We start from the raw sequence: 16,949 nt of genomic DNA, 5'->3' as shown, positions 1-16,949 counted from the left end.
GGGCCAGGGCCGGTCGAGGAGGGGAAACGATCGTGCACGATCGAACGGTAGCCATCCAGGACCGGTTGACGCGGGTGCTGACCGAAAGGATCCGACCCTGCGTGTACACGCCGGTCGCGGATCTGCAGATCGAGGCCTGGCACGTCGGCGGTGGTCAGGGCGAACCGGTGCCACCCGAACACGCCCTGGTGGCCGCCTACGAGCCGTTCGCGGTCGGACAGTCCTGGGGCCCGGCGTGGGGGACCAGCTGGTTCCACCTGACCGGTACCGTGCCGCCGGCGGCAGCCGGTCGGGTGGTCGAGGCCGTCGTCGATCTCGGCTGGACGCCGGCCACGCCCGGATTCCAGGCCGAGGGCCTGGTCTTCCGGAGCGACGGGTCCGGGAACGGGTTGACGGTGGTGAAGGGACTCAATCCCCGCAACAGCTGGATTCCGCTGGCGGATCCGGCGCTCGGTGGCGAACGGATCGATCTCCACGTCGAGGCGGCGGCCAACCCGATCATCCAGCGGGGGCATCAATTCCGGCCGACCGTCAGGGGCGAGAAGTCAACTGCTGGAACGGCTCGGCTCTACCGGCTGGCGAAAGCCGAGATCGCCGTGCTCGAGACGGACGTCTGGGAGCTGGTGGCGGATCTGGAAGTACTGGACTCGCTGATGCGTTCGCTCGCGGCGGCCGAGCCCCGGCGATTCCAGATCCTCCACGCGATCGAGCGGGCGTTGGATCGGGTGGAGCTCGACGACGTCGTCGGGTCGGCCGGCGGTGCGCGGTCGGAACTTGCGACGGTACTGGCCGCACCGGCCGGCGCCTCGGCGCACCGCATCAGTGCGATCGGGCACGCGCACATCGATTCCGCCTGGCTCTGGCCGGTGCGCGAGACGATTCGCAAGGTGGCAAGGACGACGTCGAACGTGGTGCAGTTGCTCGACACCCACCCCGATCTGGTGTACGCGATGTCCTCTGCGCAGCAGTACGAATGGCTCGAGCACCATCGGCCGGAATTGTTCGCGCGGGTGGCTGCCCACGTCAGGGCCGGCCGCTTCGTGCCGGTGGGCGGGATGTGGGTAGAGTCCGACACCAACATGGTCGGGGGCGAGGCGATGGCGCGCCAGTTCTCCTACGGGAAGCGGTATTTCCTGGACCGGTTCGATGTCGAGTGCGGCGAGGTGTGGTTGCCGGACTCGTTCGGCTACACCGCCGCGCTGCCCCAGATCGCCGCGTTGGCCGGGTGCAGCGCCCTGCTCACGCAGAAGATCTCATGGAACACCGTCAATACCTTTCCGCACCATACGTTCTGGTGGGAGGGCATCGATGGGACCCGTGTCTTCACGCATTTCCCGCCGGTCGACACCTACAACGCCGAGCTCAGCGGTGCCGAGCTCGCCCATGCGGTCGCGAACTTCCGCGAGAAGGGGCGGGCCGGTAGCTCGCTGGTGCCGTTCGGATGGGGTGACGGCGGCGGTGGCCCCACCAGGGAGATGATCGCCAGAGCCCGTCGGACGGCCGACCTGGAAGGCTCGCCCCGGGTGAGAATGCAGGCACCGTCGGACTTCTTCCGCGAGGCCCGCGCGGAGTACCCGTCGGCCCCGGTGTGGGCCGGCGAGCTGTACCTGGAAATCCACCGCGGCACCTACACCTCCCAGGCGAAGACCAAACAGGGCAATCGGCGCAGTGAACACCTGCTGCGGGAGGCCGAACTCTGGTCTGCCACCGCGTCCGTCCGGGGCTTGCTCGACTATCCGTACGAAGCGCTGGATCGCATCTGGAAGATCGTGCTGCTGCAACAGTTCCACGACATCCTGCCGGGTAGCTCGATCGCCTGGGTGCACCGTGAGGCGGTGGCCGCCTACGCAGGGATCGCGACGGAACTGAACGAGATCATCGACGACGCCATCGACGTGCTGTCCGACGACGGGCACGAGGTATCCGTCCATTTCAACGCCGGCCCGTTCGCCCGGGACGGCATTCCCGCGATGGCTGCCGGGCCGCGCCGGCCGCCCGCCGCCGAGGTCTCCGTCGCCGGCGTCGAGGGCGACATCGTGCTGGACAACGGCTCTTTGCGGGTGGTCGTCGATGCCGCCGGACTGATCTCCTCCGTGCGTGACCTGGCCGCCGGCCGGGAGATCCTGCCGACCGGGGCGCGCGGGAACCTCCTGCAGTTGCACCCGGATTTCCCGAATCAATGGGATGCATGGGACCTCGACGAGCACTACCGGAACACCGTCGTCGACCTGGTCGAGGTCGACGACATCGCAGTCGCCACCGATGCCTCGGGTTCCGTGACGGTGCGGGTGGCCAGAAACTTCGGGGCGTCCCGCGTCATCCAGGATCTGACGCTCTCGCCCGGCTCACGACAGATCGACTTCCGGGTCGACGTGGCCTGGCACGAGCGGGAGAAGCTGCTGAAGGTCGCGTTCCCGGTGGACGTGCACACCGACCACGCCCGTTTCGAGATCCAGTTCGGTCACCTCACCCGGCCCACCCACCAGAACACCAGTTGGGACGCCGCCAGATTCGAGGTCTGCGCCCATCGTTGGGTACAGGTGGGCGAGCCCGGATACGGGGTCGCCGTGGTGAACGACTCGACCTACGGCCATGACGTCACCCGGCACGCCCGCCTGGGTGGCGGGAGCACCTCGACGGTGCGGCTCTCACTGCTGAGGGCGCCGCGGTTCCCGGACCCGGACACCGATCAGGGCGATCACGTGCTGCGCTACGCCCTGGTGGCCGGCGCGGGGGTCCCCGAAGCCGCAGCGGCCGGGTACGCGATCAACCTGCCACTGCGCCGTGGGCCGGGCTCCGCCCCGGTGGACCCCCTCGTCCGGCTGTCCGGACCGGGGACGGCCGTCGTCGAGGCCGTCAAACTGGCGGATGACCGATCCGGCGACGTGATCGTCCGTCTGTACGAGCCGCTCGGCGGGCGCAGCACCATCACGCTGAGCGCTTCTTTCCGGTTCGAGGACGTGATCGTCACCGATCTGCTGGAGCGGGCGGGAGACGGCTCCGGGACGGAGCTGGACGTCTCACCGGAGAACCGCACCGTGGGGCTGCATCTCCGGCCGTTCCAGATCGTGACGCTCCGGCTCGTCGGTGTGGCGGGTGTCCAGGGGGTGTGAACCGTCGGTGGAACCGCCGATCGAGGGCGCGAACTCATGCCCGGGTGCAGCACAGCGGCTAGATTCTCCTGTGACCGACCGACCTCCCCATCCGCGAGCCGGTCCGGCGTGCGGTCCGCTCCAGCGAAGGAGAAGCCATGTCCGCGCCAGTCACCCTGAGCAAGGGCCAGAATGCCCCCCTGACGGCGATGTCGATCGTCGTGACCGTTGACCTGGCCACCGGAGCCGACCTCTCGGCCCTGCTGGTCGCGCCGGACGGGAAGGTCCGGTCGGATGCCGACTTCATCTTCTTCAACCAGCCGGACGGTCCCGGAGTGCGCTGTCGTCAGCCCGAACCAGGGCGCGCGTGGCGGATCGAGATGGACCTGCCCCAGGTGCCGGCCGAGATCGAACAGGTGCGAGTGGTGGTCGCACTGGAGAACCCCACCGGTCGCTTCGGATCGTTCGCGCCGCCGGTGGCCAAACTCTTCGATGCCGCCGGGACGTTGCTGGTGCAGTACGAGTCGGTCGGGCTGTCCAGCGAGAGCATCGTGATCGTCCTGGAGGTCTATCGGCGTGGTGCGGACTGGAAGGTGCGCGCCGTCGGCCAGGGATATGCCGGAGGCCTGGCCGACCTGGTCGCCGACCACGGTGTGTCGGTGGACGAGGCGGAAACGCCATCGCCGCCGCCGGCGATGCCAGTGGCCCCGGCGCCCGGTCCGCCGCCGCCGGCTCCCGCTGCGTATCCGCCTCCGCCACCGCCGTCCGCGTACCCGCCGCCTCCTGCGTACCCGCCTCCTGCGTACCCGCCTCCGGCGGGTCCGGCGCAGGGTTATCCGCCGCCGGTCGGTCCGGCGCAGGGTTACCCGCCTCCGGCGGCTGCGCCCACTCCTCCTGCGCCGGCCGGTGGCGAGGTTTCCCTTGTGAAGGGCCGTTCGGTCAATCTGCTCAAGGGGCAACGGGTCTCGCTGCACAAGGAGGACGGCGTGGCGCTCACCACGGTCCGGATGGGCCTGGGCTGGGACGCGATCAAGAAGCGCAGCATGTTCGGCCTGCGCGAGGCCGACATCGATCTGGACGCCTCGGCCGTCATGTTCGCCGGTCAGCAACCGCTGGACGTCGTCTTCTTCAACAACCTGCGCTCCAAGGACGGCTCGGTCCAGCACCTCGGTGACAACCGAACCGGTGACGGCGACGGGGACGACGAATCGATCGCCGTCGACCTGACGAGGGTGCCCGCGAACGTCACCGCCGTGGTCTTCATCGTGACCTCCTACGAGGGGCAGACCCTCGAGCAGGTGGCGAACGCCTTCTGCCGGTTGGTGGACGACACCAGCGGCGGTGAGATGGCCCGCTACACACTCGGTGCCGGCGGCGCCTTCACGGGAACGGTGATGGCCAAGGTGTTCCGGGAGTCAGGAAGCTGGAAGATGCAGGCCATCGGCGAGGGGATGCAGGCCAGGACACCGATCGACGCGGTTCCTCAACTCGTCCGGTTCCTGTAGGCCGCGCTGATCAACTTCGCCCGCGCTCAGCAACCTGGCCGCGCTGATCAACTTCGCCCCCGCTCACGATCGGGTCGATTCCTGCCCCACGAGTCCCAATACCGCGATGTTCGTGAGCGCGGGCCGGTCCAGCGGGGCGCCGGTCGCTCATCCTCCGCCGAGTTCACGCGCCCACGGGGGGTTCGCCCCGGCCCGGGAGCAGTTGATCGCCGAGACCCTCGAAGCGAACTGCAGTGCCGCGGTCAGGGCGGCGAGGTCGAGGTGGTCGAGCCGTCCACCGAGTTCCCCGGCGACCGCGAGGTGGTGCATCATGCCGCCGTGGAACGAGTCGCCGGCGCCGACCGTGTCGACCAGATCGGTCGGCGCGATCGGTACCCGCACCTGCTCCCCGCGCAGGGAGGCGAAGGCGCCGCCGGCTCCCAGGCTGACGACGACCAACGGCACCCCCAAAGCGTGCAGGTGGGCGGCGGCCTGCTCGGGTGACCGGTGCGGCCAGAGCTGTTCGAGATCGTCCTCCGACAGCCGGATGATGTCCGACAGCCCGGCCCACCGATCGATGACGGCGCGATAGGTCTCGATCGGGACCAGCATGGTCCGCAGGTTCGGGTCGATCGATGTCGTGAGTCGAGATCTCGCCCTGGTCAACAGGTTCTCGATGACCAGGCCGGAGGGTTGTAGAGCCAGGGCAAGCGTCCCGGTGTGGATGGCGACGGGGCGGTCGTCGTTCGGGAAGGGGCCGTCGACGAGGGGGGCGAGGGACTCGTCGGTCCAGGCCCAGTCCGCGGTTCCCTCGGTGTAGAACTCGTAGGCCGCTGCACCGGAGTCGTCGATCCGGGCGATCGCCAGCGTAGCCGGCTCGGTGGCCGCCTCGGACGCGGACAGGTCGACATTCGAGCCCTCCAGCTTGGCCCGGCAGAGGTCTCCGAGAGCGCCGGTGGAGAGCCGGCCGGCGAACCTCGCGGTCGTGCCCAGTCGTGACACCGCGACGGCGAAGTTGGCCGGACCTCCGCCCGGATGAACGGTCAGATGCGCTGCACCGTCCACGATCCCGTCCGGGGGAAGGACGGCATCGGCGACAACCTCTCCGACAACGGCAATGGTGGGCATGACGCTCCAGGGTGGGTCGACAGGGCGGTGGGCTGACAGATGCGTGGGTGGCCGGGCGGGCGGTAACGGCTGGGACTGCTGACCAGGCAGCGTAGTGGGTGGCGATCAGCCCGTCCGATCGGTGTCGCTGGTTGCGGCCCTCGACCGCAGATCATGGCACCGCGCCGGAGGGAACCGGATCACACCAGGCCCCGTCAGACGCCGGACAACGGTGGACGCCGCACAGCAGGCGTACAGACTTCGGGGAGTTTGCGATGAGCAGCACGTTCGGCACGGTCAACACGGTCAACACGGCGTCGAACCTGATGCGCGACGGTCACCTCGCGAGCGCCTTCCGCATCCATCATCACACCCACTCGGGCGGCAACTACAGCAACGTGCCGTGGCCGGTCGTCATCGGACTGCTGGCGCTGATCATCGGCGCCTACGTCGTCCTGAAGATGATGGGCACCAAATGATGTGGGCGACGGCCCGCGTGGCCACCGCCCCGTTGTCGGCCTCATCCGAAGTGCCCACGTGCGACGCTGCGAGCCCGGGTGATCCCTCCGGCCGGCGTGGTGCCGAGCGCGGCGAACCTCATCCCCAGCCGAGTTCGTCCAGTCGGTCGTCATCGATCCCGAAGTGGTGGGCGACCTCGTGGATGACGGTCGTCGCGACCTGCTGCCGGGCGCCCTCGTCGTCGTCGGCGGACGCCAGGATCGGCTCGCGGTAGATGGTGATGGTGTCCGGCAGGGACCATGAATAGTTCGACGTCCGCGAGGTCAGCGCCACTCCGTGGTAGAGCCCGTAGAGCGATTGCGTCGGATGACGGGCCTCGACCAGCACGACGACGTTGTCCATCGCCCGGGCGAACCGGCGCGGGATCAGGTCGAGAGCCTCCGAGACCAATTCCTCGAAGGCTTGATCCGACATCGTCACCGCCATCCCCCTATGATGCAGGCCGAAGATGGGCGATGCATGGGCCCGGTGCGTTCGGAGCGACCAGGTCCGGCCCGTTCGGCCCTGGCCACGTCTCCCCGTTAGGCTCAGGACCGTGATCGACCTGCGCGCTCTCCGCGAAAACCCTGATGTCGCCCGTGCCTCCCAGATCGCCAGGGGCGCCGATCCGGCGGCGGTCGATCGCGTGCTCTCGACGGATCTGGAGCGCAGGGCAGCCGTCGCCGCTGCCGACTCCATGCGTGCGGAGCAGAAGGCCTTCGGGCGCACAGTGGGCCAGGCCTCGAAGGAGGAGCGCCCCGCTCTGCTGGAGCGCGGCAAGGACCTGGCCGCCCAGGTACGTGCCGCCGAGGCCGCCGCGAACACGGCCAACGACGCCTTGGTGGCCGCGCACAAGGCGATGCCCAACGTCGTACAGGAGGGTGCACCGTCCGGTGGCGAGCAGGACTTCGTCGTCCTGGAACACGTCGGCACGCCGCCGGTCCTGGACTTCACGCCGAAGGACCACCTCGAGATCGGCGAGGGCCTGAAGGCGATCGACACCGAGCGCGGAGCCAAGGTGTCCGGCGCGCGCTTCTACTTCCTGCGCGGGGTCGGGGCCCGATTGCAGTGGGCGATGCTGAACCTGGCGATGTCCAAGGCCATCGCCAACGGGTTCGTCCCGATGATCCCGCCGGTGCTGGTCAAGCCGGAGTCCATGGACGGCACCGGCTTCCTCGGCGAGCACAACGACGAGGTCTACCGGTTGGCCAACGACGACCTGTTCCTGGTGGGCACCTCGGAGGTGCCGCTCGCCGCCTACCACGCCGACGAGATCCTCGACCTGACCGACGGACCGATCCGCTATGCGGGTTGGTCCACCTGCTTCCGGCGGGAGGCCGGCTCCTACGGCAAGGACACCCGCGGGATCATCCGCGTGCACCAGTTCGAGAAGATCGAGATGTTCTCGTACTGCCGGCCCCAGGACGCGGCGGACGAGCACCAGCGTTTGCTCGGCTACGAGCGCGAGATGCTCGACGCCATCGAGGTCCCCTACCGCATCATCGATGTGGCGGCCGGTGACCTGGGTACCTCGGCGGCCCGCAAGTTCGACTGCGAGGCCTGGGTGCCGACCCAGCAGACCTACCGCGAGCTGACGTCGACCTCCAACTGCACCACCTTCCAGGCCCGCCGGCTGAGCGTCCGCTACCGCGACGAGGACGGCCGGCCGCAGATCGCTGCGACCCTCAACGGCACCCTGGCGACGACCCGATGGCTCGTCGCCATCCTGGAGAACCATCAGCAGGCCGACGGCAGCGTCCGCGTGCCGGAGGCGCTCCGTCCCGGCCTCGGGGGACTGGAGGTGCTCGAACCGGCCCTCTGAGACGTCCGCACCGCGTCCGATCTGCCCCGACATGTGATTGTTATCAAGCCGTAACGCGGCGTGATGTTGACTTCACCACCCAGGGGTGACAGGTTTTGTTCACTTCTCGGGGTCGAGAGTCGACCCGTGTAGATCTGGAGGCCAATGGTGACCAATTCAGATTTTGAACCAGTGTTGCGGAACAGCAGCATGAATCGTCGAAACATGTTGCGAATACTGGGAGCCGGCGTGGCCAGCGCAGCCGCACTCCCGATCCTCTCGGCGTGCACGGGAACCTCGACGGCCGCCGCGTCCAGCAGTGCGGCCGCATCGACCTCGAGTGCGGCCGGCAGTTCGTCGGCCTCCTCCGCAGCGTCGTCGGCAGCCAGCTCCGCAGTGGCCGGCTCGGGTTCTTCGACCTCGGCGGCAACGCAGGTCGGCGGGACCGTCACGTTCGGCTCGAACGCCTCCGACGCCACGCCGAAGGCGGCCTACCAGGCCGTTTTCAACGCGTTCAAGAAGGCTGACGGCGTCGACACGAAGGTCAACACCGTCGACCACAACTCCTTCCAGGAGAACATCAACAACTACCTGCAGGGCAGCCCGGACCAGGTGTTCACCTGGTTCGCGGGCAACAGGATGCAGTTCTTCGCCGCCCAGGGTCTGCTGACCCCGATCGACGACGTCTGGTCGGGCATCGAGAGCCAGTACGCCGACGGCTTCAAGTCGGCCTCGACGGCTGCCGACGGCAAGAAGTACTTCATCCCGTTCTACAACTACCCCTGGGCGTTCTTCTACCGGCCGAGCGTGTTCAAGGCCAAGGGCTACACCGTCCCCAAGACCCTGGACGAGCTGAAGACGCTGGCCGCCAAGATGGCCAAGGACGGCCTGACGCCGATCGCATTCGCCGACAAGGACGGCTGGCCGGCGATGGGTACGTTCGACTACCTCAATCAGCGGATCAACGGCTACCAGTTCCACATGGACCTGGTCGCTACCCACAAGGAGTCCTGGACCAACCCGAAGGTCAAGACGGTCTTCGACACGTGGAAGGGCCTGTTCCCGTACCTGCAGACCGGTGCACTCGGCCGGACCTGGCAGGAAGCCGCCCAGACGCTGGTCAAGAAGCAGGCGGGCATGTACCTGCTGGGCATGTTCGTCGGCCAGCAGTTCCCGGTCGGAGACACGGACATCGACTTCTTCCCGTTCCCGGAGGTCGACACCAACGTCGGCATGGACGCCGTCGAGGCACCCATCGACGGATTCCTGCTGAGCAGCAAGGGTCAGGGCCCGCAGTCCAAGGCGCTGCTGACCTACCTGGCCTCACCGGAGGCCCAGCTCCTGTACCTCGGAGCCGACCCCTCGAACGTGGCGGCCAACAAGACCGCCAGTACCGCGAAATACACGGCCCTGCAGAAAAAGGCGGTGGCGCTGATCAGTTCCGCCAAGTCCATCTCGCAGTTCCTGGATCGCGACAGCCGGCCCGATTTCGCCAGCCCCGTCGTCATCCCGGCGTTGCAGCAGTTCCTGAAGGACGGCGATTCCGACTCGGTCACGAAGAGCCTCGAAGCCCAGGCGAAGACGATCTTCACCTCCTGATCTCGGGTGATCCGGCCGGGTCGGCCTCCCGAGGTCGACCCGTTCGGATTGCCCCAGGGTAGAAAGAGTTCCCCTTGTGACTGCAACGCAGCAGACGCCGGTGACTGCGGTCCCGGTCGAGAAGCCATTGGACAAGAACCGTCGGGTGCACCGGCTGACCGGCCGGGACCGGGTCGTCATCGCTCTGATGATCGGCATCCCGACCCTGATCGAAGCAATTCTCGTCTGGTTCCCCGCCATTGCCTCCATCATCCTGTCGTTCGGGCGATGGAACGGCGTCGGCGCGTTCTCGAAGATCCAATGGATCGGGACCGTCAATTACCAGGACGTCTTCAACGTCGATCCGAACTTCTGGCCGGCGGTGCGTCACAACCTGATCTGGCTGGCCTTCCTGGCCTTCATCGCCAGCCCGGCCGGCATGTTCCTGGCCGTCCTCCTGGACCGGGAACTGCCCGGCAGCAAGATCATGCAGAGCATCTTCTTCCTGCCGGTGATGTTCTCCCTGGCACTGGTGGGAGTGATCTGGCAGTTGATCTTCTCCCCGGACCAGGGCTTGATCAATGGTGTCTTCGGCACCCACGTCGATTGGTTCGGCAACCCGAACATCAATCTCTGGGCCGCTCTGATCGCGGCCAGCTGGAAGCACATCGGGTACATCATGGTGCTCTACCTGGCCGGTCTGAAGGGTGTCGACCCGTCGTTGCGGGAAGCCGCTGCGATCGACGGCGCCACCTCCCGGCAGACCTTCTTCCGGGTCGTCTTCCCGGCCATGAAGCCGATCAACATCGTGATCGTGGTGATCACCGTGATCGAGGCGCTCCGTGCGTTCGACATCGTCTTCATCATCAACAAGGGCACGAACGGCCTGCAGTTGCTGGCGACGATGATCTACACCAACAGCGGGGCGGCCGCCCGCGTCGGCTACGCCTCCGCCCTGGCCGTCATCCTGCTGGTCATCGCGCTCGTCCCGATCATCAGCTACCTGACCCAGGCGTTCAAAGAGGAGAAGCGATGATCGCGTCAGCAACAGCCGACCACCGATCCGTCACGAGCGAGGACGGCCAGGCATGACCTCGACCCTGCAGAGCCCCGCCTCCGAGCCGGTCGCGCGCACCAGGGCCGAGAAGAAGAAGGTGCTGCGCGGCTCACCGCTGACGCGAGGCAGCAAAGGTGGCCGGATCGCGATCCTGATCTTCCTGATCATCGCGGCCGCACTCTGGATGATCCCGCTGGTGTGGACGTTCTACACCTCGCTCCGTCCGCTGGCCTACTTCAACGACCACTCGTTCTTCTCGGTCGGCGGCCGCTACAGCTTCGACAACTACGTCAACGCCTGGAAGGACGCGGATCTCCCGCTCTTCTTCACGAACTCGTTGATCATCACGGTGCCCGCGGTGGCGCTGACGCTGATCCTCGCGTCGTTCGCGGCCTTCAAGTTGTCGCGGGTCTCGTGGCGCTGGAACGTACCCCTGCTGATCCTGTTCACGGCCGGAAACCTACTGCCGCAGCAGGTCCTGGCCACCCCGCTGTTCCAGATCGCCAAGCACACCCCGCTGCCCGCCTCGATCTCGGACTCCGGCTCGTTCATCAACACGTACTACATCGTCATCGCGGTCAACGTCGCGTTCCAGCTGGGTTTCTGCACGTTCGTCATGAGCAACTACATGAAGGCCCTGCCGATCGAGCTGACGGAGGCGGCCCAGGTCGACGGTGCGAGCGTCTGGAAGCAGTACTGGAAGATCATCCTGCCGCTGTGCAGGCCCGCGCTCGCGGCACTGGCCACGCTCGAGGTCATCTTCATCTACAACGACTTCTTCTGGGCATTGTTGTTGATCCAGAAGGGTGATCGGCTCCCGATCACCTCCGGTCTGAACAACCTCAACGGTCAGTTCGCCACCAATTACACCGAGTTGGCGGCCGGTGCCCTGCTCTCCGCCGTCCCGGTCCTGATCGTCTACCTGGTGCTGCAGAGGCAGTTCGTCGCCGGTCTGACCCTGGGAGCCAACAAAGGATGACCCAGGACAGCGACACCGACTTCCTTCCGGCCAGGACCCAGCACTTCGCGACCTCGATGAAGCGGCTGACGGACCGGCTCGGCGGCCGGTTGGCCTACGGGGCGGACTACAACCCGGAGCAGTGGCCGGAGAGCTATTGGCCGCAGGACGTCCAGCTGATGCGGGAGGCCGGCGTCAACCTGGTGTCCGTGGGCATCTTCTCGTGGGCCCTGCTGGAGCCGAAGGAAGGTCTCTACGAATTCGGTTGGCTCGACCGGATCATCGATCTCCTGCACGCCAACGGCATCGCTGTCGACCTGGCCAACGCCTCCGCGACGCCACCGCCCTGGTTCTCCCGTCGCTACCCGGACTCGATGCTCGTCGACGTCAACGGCATCCGCCGCAGTTACGGTGGCCGCCAGTCGTTCTGCCCGTCCTCGGCCGAATATCGTGCGGCCTCCAGCGCGCTCACCGCGCTGATCGCCGATCGTTATGCCGACCACCCCGCGGTCGCCATGTGGCACGTCCACAACGAATACGGTTGCCATAACTGGAGTTGTTACTGCGACGCCTCCGCGGAGGCGTTCCGCCGGTGGTTGCAGGCGCGCTACAGCGACCTCGACGCGCTCAACGAAGCCTGGGGCACCTCGTTCTGGAGCCAGCACTACTACGACTGGGCCGAGATCCTCCCGCCGCGCACGCCGTCCTACCACACCTTCGCCAACCCGACCCAGCAGTTGGATTTCGCGCGGTTCTCCTCCGACGAACTGCTCGACTGCTTCCGGGCGGAGGCGGCTGTCATCCGCGGTCGTGCGGCCCAGCCGGTGACGACCAATTTCATGCAGTTCTTCAAGCCGCTGGACTACTGGACCTGGTCGCAGGAGCAGGATCTCATCAGCAACGACCACTACCGGTTGGCCGAGGGGCTGGGGGCGGGCGGCGCCACCCACGACCTGGCCATGTCGGCGGATCTGATCCGCTCGCTGTCCGACGGCGCGCCCTGGCTGCTGATGGAGCACTCGACGTCGGCGGTCAACTGGCAGCCCCGCAACCCGGCCAAACCACCCGGCCAGATGATCCGCGACAGCCTGACGCACCTGGCGCGCGGCGCCGACGGCGACCTCTTCTTCCAGTGGCGCGCCTCCAAGGCCGGTGCGGAGAAGTTCCACTCCGCGATGCTCCCCCATGCCGGAACCGACACCGCCCGGTGGCGCGAGGTGTGCGCCCTGGGGGCACATCTGGGTGCGCTGGCCGACGTCGTGGGTAGTCGGGTCGCCACCAGGATCGCCATCGCCTTCGACTGGAACGCCTGGTGGGGAGTGGAACTCGACTCCCACCCGAGCATCGACGTCGGAATGATGGGTCAGGTCCGGCGGTGGCACCGCGTGCTCTGGGAACAGGGCATCGTCTGCGATTTCGTCCATCCGGGCAGAGATCTCGCCGGCTACGACGTGGTGCTGGTGCCCTCCCTCTACCTGTGCACCGATGAGGCCGCGGCGAACATCTCCGCGGTGGCGGCGCGCGGTGGGTCGGTGGTCATCGGATATTTCTCCGGCATCGTCGATCAGGACGATCACATCCGGCTCGGCGGCTACCCGGGCGCGTTCGCCGAACTGCTGGGCATCCGCAGCGAGGAATTCTCACCGCTGCTCCAGGGCGAGCAGGTGCGAGTCACGTCCAAGAGCGATGACGCAGCGATGACTGGTGACTCCGTCGGAACCATCTGGACCGAACTGGTGAACATCGAGGATGCCGAAGTGGTGGCGGTTTTCGACGATGGACCCTTCCCCGGAGGCCCGGTGGTGACCCGGCGGGCGCTACCCGGAACGGGAACGGCGTGGTACGTCGGGACCGAGTTGGACACCGCAGCCATGACGGGTCTGCTGACGAACGTCTGCAGCGCGGCCGGGATCGAGGCGGCCCCGCGACCCGCAGGGCAGCGCCCGGACCTCGATGTGATCGTGCGGCAGAGCGACTCCGCCACCTACACCTTCGCCATCAACCATGGCGCGCAGGATGTTCCGCTCGATCTCACCGGTACCGACCTGCTCACTGGTCGGCCTTGGTCGGGCGGCAGCAGTGTGGCCGCAGGTGGTGTGGCCGTGATCGCGCGGCCGCTGCCGGCCTGATTCATCCGGGTACCGGCGCCGCCGCAGCGAACTGCGGCGGCGCCGGGAGGATCTTGATCACAACCGGGCACCCAACGTGGGTGTGCCACGGGAGGGAGGGTTTGCCATGTTGGTCAGTCAACGGCGCGAACTGATTTTGACGGAAGTGGAACGTGTCGGCGGTGTGCGGGTCAGCGAGCTGACCGAGCTGCTCGGGGTGTCGGACATGACGGTGCGACGAGACCTGGAGCACCTGGAGGCACACGGCTGGCTCCGCAAGGTCCACGGGGGGGCCGTGCTGACGCCCAGCAGCACCGAGGAGCCCGGATTCGAAGCGAAAAGCGTTCTGCAGCAACCGGCCAAGCGGGCCATCGCGGCGCGGGCCGCACAGCTGATCGAACCGAACTCGGCCATCGCCCTGTCCGCCGGCACCACGACGTGGATGCTCGCCCGGCACATCGCGACCGCTCCGCAGCCCCTGGCCGTCGTCACCAACTCGACGACGGTCGCCGATGTGCTGGCCGCCGGCCCCGGTGACCTCAACGTGATCCTGACCGGGGGAACGAGGACGCCGAGTGCCGCTCTGGTCGGACCCATCGCCGACCGGTCCATCAGCTCGCTGCACGTCGACCGGTTGTTCCTCGGCGTGCACGGGATGGACTCCCGATCCGGTTTCACCACACCGAATCTCGCCGAGGCACAGACCAACATGGCCTTGATCGCCAGTGCGCGTCAGGTGGTCGTCCTGGCCGACTCGACGAAGTGGGGTACCGCCGGACTCGCCGATTTTGGCCGGCTGTCGGTCGCCGATGTGCTGATCACCGACGACGGCATCGAGGACGAGGCACGCGAGATCCTCGCCGAGCAGGTCGGTGAACTGATCGTGGTGGAAGTCGAGGCCAATGCCGCCGCCGGTGCCGACCCGCAGACCGGGGTTCCACCGGCCCGGTCCTCGCACGCCCGTCGGCGGGAGCCGGTCCGCCACTGAGCGGTCGACCCTGATCCCACAACCGCCGTCCCACCAGCCGTTTTCCAATGCATCTTCACGGAGGTAGAGCGTTGTCCACGAACGGAATCATCCATCTTCGCCGCGCAGGGGTCAGCGTCCTTCTCGACGCCCGCGGTCCGGGTCAGCCGGTGCTCCTGCACTGGGGAACCGATCTCGGTACCCCGGGTCCCGACGAGTTGGAACTACTGGTGCACAGCATGATCCCGGCGGTGCCGCACGCCGGCGCCGATGCGATCCTGAGTCGGGGTCTGCTTCCCGAGCGCGCGCTGGGCTACCGCGGACGTCCCGGACTGAGCGGTCACCGCGGTGGCGCCGCCTTCGCGCCGCTGCTGCAGCTCACCGGTGTGGAGGTGGACGACGACGCCGCGACGGCCGTCCTCCTGGCGCAGGACCCCGGCGCCCGTCTCGACGTCCGCTCGGAGCTCGAACTGACCCCGTCCGGGGTCCTGCGGATCGCGCACGAAGTGACGAACACCGGCGAAACCCCCTACCAGCTCGGTGAACTCGCCGTGGTGCTCCCGCTGCCGGCGGTAGCGGCGGAGGGTATGGACTTCACCGGGCGCTGGTGCGCCGAGCGGATGCCGCAACGACGGATGCTCGCCCAGGGGGCCTGGGTCCGGGAGAACCGTCGCGGGCGCACCTCGGCCGACGCCTCCTTCGTGACGGCGGCCGGTACTGCCGGCTTCGGCAATCGGCACGGGCAGGTCTGGGGGGTTCACCTGGCCTGGAGCGGGGATCAGGTCAGCTGGACGGAGATGCAGCCGGACAGCACGCGGGTGATCGGGGCGGCCGAATTGCTCGCGCCCGGGGAGATCGAGTTGGCGCCGGGCGCCCGCTACCGCACCCCGGATGTCTTCGCGGCCTACTCCGATTCCGGTCTGGACGGCGTCACCGGTCGATTCCACCGACTCGTCCGGGATCGGCCGCAGCATCCGTCATCGGCTCGGCCGGTCGTGCTGAACACCTGGGAGGCAGTGTATTTCGACCATGACCTTGATCGGCTGAAGGGCCTGGCCGACTGCGCGGCGAAGGTCGGGGTGGAGCGGTTCGTGCTCGACGACGGCTGGTTCGGCGGTCGTCGCGACGACACCACCTCGCTGGGGGACTGGGTCGTCTCGACGGACATGTGGCCGGACGGCCTCGGCCCGCTGGTCGATCACGTGACCGCGCTGGGCATGCAGTTCGGGCTGTGGTTCGAGCCCGAGATGATCAACGAGGACTCCGACCTGTTCCGGGCGCACCCGGACTGGGTTCTCGGGCCGGCCGACCGGCTGCCGCCCCGGGCCCGGCACCAGCAGGTGCTCGATGTCGCGCGTCCGGAGGCGGCGGAATACCTCTTCGGCCAGATCGACGCCATGGTCAAGCAGTACGGAATCAGTTTCATCAAGTGGGACCACAACCGTGATCTCGTCGACGCGGTGCACGACGGCCGGGCCGGCGTGCATGCCCAGACGGGCGCGGTCTACGCCCTGATGGACCGGCTGAAGAAGTCGAATCCGGATCTGGAGATCGAAAGCTGTTCCAGCGGCGGCGCCCGGGTCGATCTGGGCGTCCTGCAGCACACGGATCGGTTCTGGACGAGCGACTGCAACGATGCCCTCGAGCGTCAGCACATCCAGCGTTGGACCGAACTGCTGATCCCGCCGGAACTGCTCGGCACCCACGTCGGCCCGCCGAAGGCACACACCACCGGCCGCACGCAGGATCTCGCCTTCCGCGGGGCGACCGCGTTCTTCGGCCACTTCGGCATCGAGTGGGACATCGCGGCGGCGGGGGAGAGCGACCAGGAATCGCTGCGGCAGCTGATCGTGGACCACAAGAGGTTGCGTTCGCTGCTGCACACCGGGTCGGTGGTCAATGCCGATCATCCGGACCCGGCGGCCACGGTGCACGGTGTCGTCGCCCTCGATCGCTCGGCCGCTGTCTTCTGCTACACCCAACTGACCATGAGCCTGCCCGAGATCCCCGCCCCGGCAATGCTTGTCGGGCTCGATCCGGACCGTACCTACCGGGTGGTCCCTCTGATGCCGGTGGGGCCGTCCGCGCTGGTCCAACGGGTGCCGCCGCCGTGGCTGGCGGCGGGCGAGGTGACGCTGACCGGGCGGATGCTGTCCACCGTCGGGCTGCCGATGCCGGTGCTGCGCCCCGAGCAGGCGCTGTTGCTGGAGGTCACTGGGTTATAGGGCGGCGCGCGACACGCGCTCGGGTCGACGCGGGCCTGGGGAGCGCTCACACGGCTCCGGCCTCGCCCTCTCCT

Annotated in this window: 12 protein-coding genes; 10 read left to right on the top strand and 2 right to left on the bottom strand. The window is 67.6% G+C overall.

Annotated elements, in window-relative coordinates; genetic code table 11:
* Positions 1–32 precede the first annotated feature (32 nt).
* Positions 33–3,113: a glycoside hydrolase family 38 C-terminal domain-containing protein gene (locus tag H7F38_RS02325; RefSeq protein ID WP_187092670.1), complete on the top strand. Its 3,081-nt coding sequence runs from the start codon at positions 33–35 to the stop codon at positions 3,111–3,113.
* Between the two features lie 137 nt (positions 3,114–3,250).
* The gene (locus H7F38_RS02320) at positions 3,251–4,597 is read left to right on the top strand and encodes a TerD family protein (protein ID WP_187092669.1); all 1,347 of its coding nucleotides are present in this window, start codon (positions 3,251–3,253) and stop codon (positions 4,595–4,597) included.
* 147 nt (positions 4,598–4,744) lie between these two features.
* Here the strand turns inward: H7F38_RS02320 and H7F38_RS02315 are convergent, their stop codons facing one another.
* Positions 4,745–5,704 carry a carbohydrate kinase gene (locus tag H7F38_RS02315; RefSeq protein ID WP_187092668.1) on the bottom strand — a complete coding sequence of 320 codons (960 nt, stop codon included), beginning with the start codon at positions 5,702–5,704 and terminating at the stop codon, positions 4,745–4,747.
* Positions 5,705–5,958: 254 nt separating this feature from the next.
* On the opposite strand from H7F38_RS02315, the gene H7F38_RS02310 reads away from it, so the two are divergent.
* Positions 5,959–6,162, top strand: coding sequence for a hypothetical protein (locus H7F38_RS02310; protein WP_187092667.1), 204 nt, complete (start codon positions 5,959–5,961; stop codon positions 6,160–6,162).
* A gap of 118 nt (positions 6,163–6,280) precedes the next feature.
* On the opposite strand, the gene H7F38_RS02305 is transcribed toward H7F38_RS02310, so the two are convergent.
* Complete coding sequence (locus H7F38_RS02305; protein ID WP_187092666.1) at positions 6,281–6,628, bottom strand: metallopeptidase family protein; 348 nt, start codon at positions 6,626–6,628, stop codon at positions 6,281–6,283.
* A gap of 109 nt (positions 6,629–6,737) precedes the next feature.
* On the opposite strand from H7F38_RS02305, the gene serS reads away from it, so the two are divergent.
* From serS to H7F38_RS02270, 7 genes are all read left to right on the top strand, one after another.
* Positions 6,738–8,003, top strand: a complete 1,266-nt coding sequence (gene serS, locus H7F38_RS02300; RefSeq protein WP_187092665.1) for a serine--tRNA ligase — start codon at positions 6,738–6,740, stop codon at positions 8,001–8,003.
* Between the two features lie 204 nt (positions 8,004–8,207).
* Positions 8,208–9,581: an ABC transporter substrate-binding protein gene (locus tag H7F38_RS02295; RefSeq protein ID WP_187092664.1), complete on the top strand. Its 1,374-nt coding sequence runs from the start codon at positions 8,208–8,210 to the stop codon at positions 9,579–9,581.
* A gap of 76 nt (positions 9,582–9,657) precedes the next feature.
* Positions 9,658–10,596, top strand: a complete 939-nt coding sequence (locus H7F38_RS02290) for a carbohydrate ABC transporter permease (protein WP_222618392.1) — start codon at positions 9,658–9,660, stop codon at positions 10,594–10,596.
* A 52-nt stretch (positions 10,597–10,648) separates the two neighbouring features.
* Positions 10,649–11,596 (top strand): carbohydrate ABC transporter permease, encoded by a 948-nt coding sequence (locus H7F38_RS02285; RefSeq protein WP_187092663.1) that lies wholly within the window; start codon positions 10,649–10,651, stop codon positions 11,594–11,596.
* Between the two features lie 56 nt (positions 11,597–11,652).
* The gene (locus H7F38_RS02280; RefSeq protein WP_187094433.1) at positions 11,653–13,704 is read left to right on the top strand and encodes a beta-galactosidase; all 2,052 of its coding nucleotides are present in this window, start codon (positions 11,653–11,655) and stop codon (positions 13,702–13,704) included.
* A gap of 106 nt (positions 13,705–13,810) precedes the next feature.
* A complete protein-coding gene (locus H7F38_RS02275; RefSeq protein ID WP_187092662.1) occupies positions 13,811–14,671 on the top strand; it encodes a DeoR/GlpR family DNA-binding transcription regulator in 861 nt (286 codons plus the stop codon).
* Positions 14,672–14,742: 71 nt separating this feature from the next.
* Entirely contained in the window at positions 14,743–16,875 is a 2,133-nt protein-coding gene (locus tag H7F38_RS02270) for an alpha-galactosidase (protein ID WP_222618390.1), read from the top strand.
* The last annotated feature ends 74 nt before the right edge of the window (positions 16,876–16,949 follow it).

Source organism: Nakamurella sp. PAMC28650 (assembly GCF_014303395.1).
Classification (GTDB): Bacteria; Actinomycetota; Actinomycetes; order Mycobacteriales; family Nakamurellaceae; genus Nakamurella.
This window is presented reverse-complemented; position numbering and strand designations above follow the sequence as displayed.

What these genes read in the sequence shown, in the direction of transcription:
- H7F38_RS02320 (WP_187092669.1), top strand. Translation starts at nt 3,251, where the DNA reads ATGTCCGCGCCAGTCACCCTGAGCAAGGGCCAGAATGCCCCCCTGACG.
- H7F38_RS02295 (WP_187092664.1), top strand. Translation starts at nt 8,208, where the DNA reads ATGTTGCGAATACTGGGAGCCGGCGTGGCCAGCGCAGCCGCACTCCCG.
- H7F38_RS02305 (WP_187092666.1), bottom strand. Translation starts at nt 6,628, where the DNA reads ATGGCGGTGACGATGTCGGATCAAGCCTTCGAGGAATTGGTCTCGGAG.
- H7F38_RS02275 (WP_187092662.1), top strand. Translation starts at nt 13,811, where the DNA reads ATGTTGGTCAGTCAACGGCGCGAACTGATTTTGACGGAAGTGGAACGT.
- H7F38_RS02315 (WP_187092668.1), bottom strand. Translation starts at nt 5,704, where the DNA reads ATGCCCACCATTGCCGTTGTCGGAGAGGTTGTCGCCGATGCCGTCCTT.
- H7F38_RS02285 (WP_187092663.1), top strand. Translation starts at nt 10,649, where the DNA reads ATGACCTCGACCCTGCAGAGCCCCGCCTCCGAGCCGGTCGCGCGCACC.
- H7F38_RS02280 (WP_187094433.1), top strand. Translation starts at nt 11,653, where the DNA reads ATGAAGCGGCTGACGGACCGGCTCGGCGGCCGGTTGGCCTACGGGGCG.
- H7F38_RS02310 (WP_187092667.1), top strand. Translation starts at nt 5,959, where the DNA reads ATGAGCAGCACGTTCGGCACGGTCAACACGGTCAACACGGCGTCGAAC.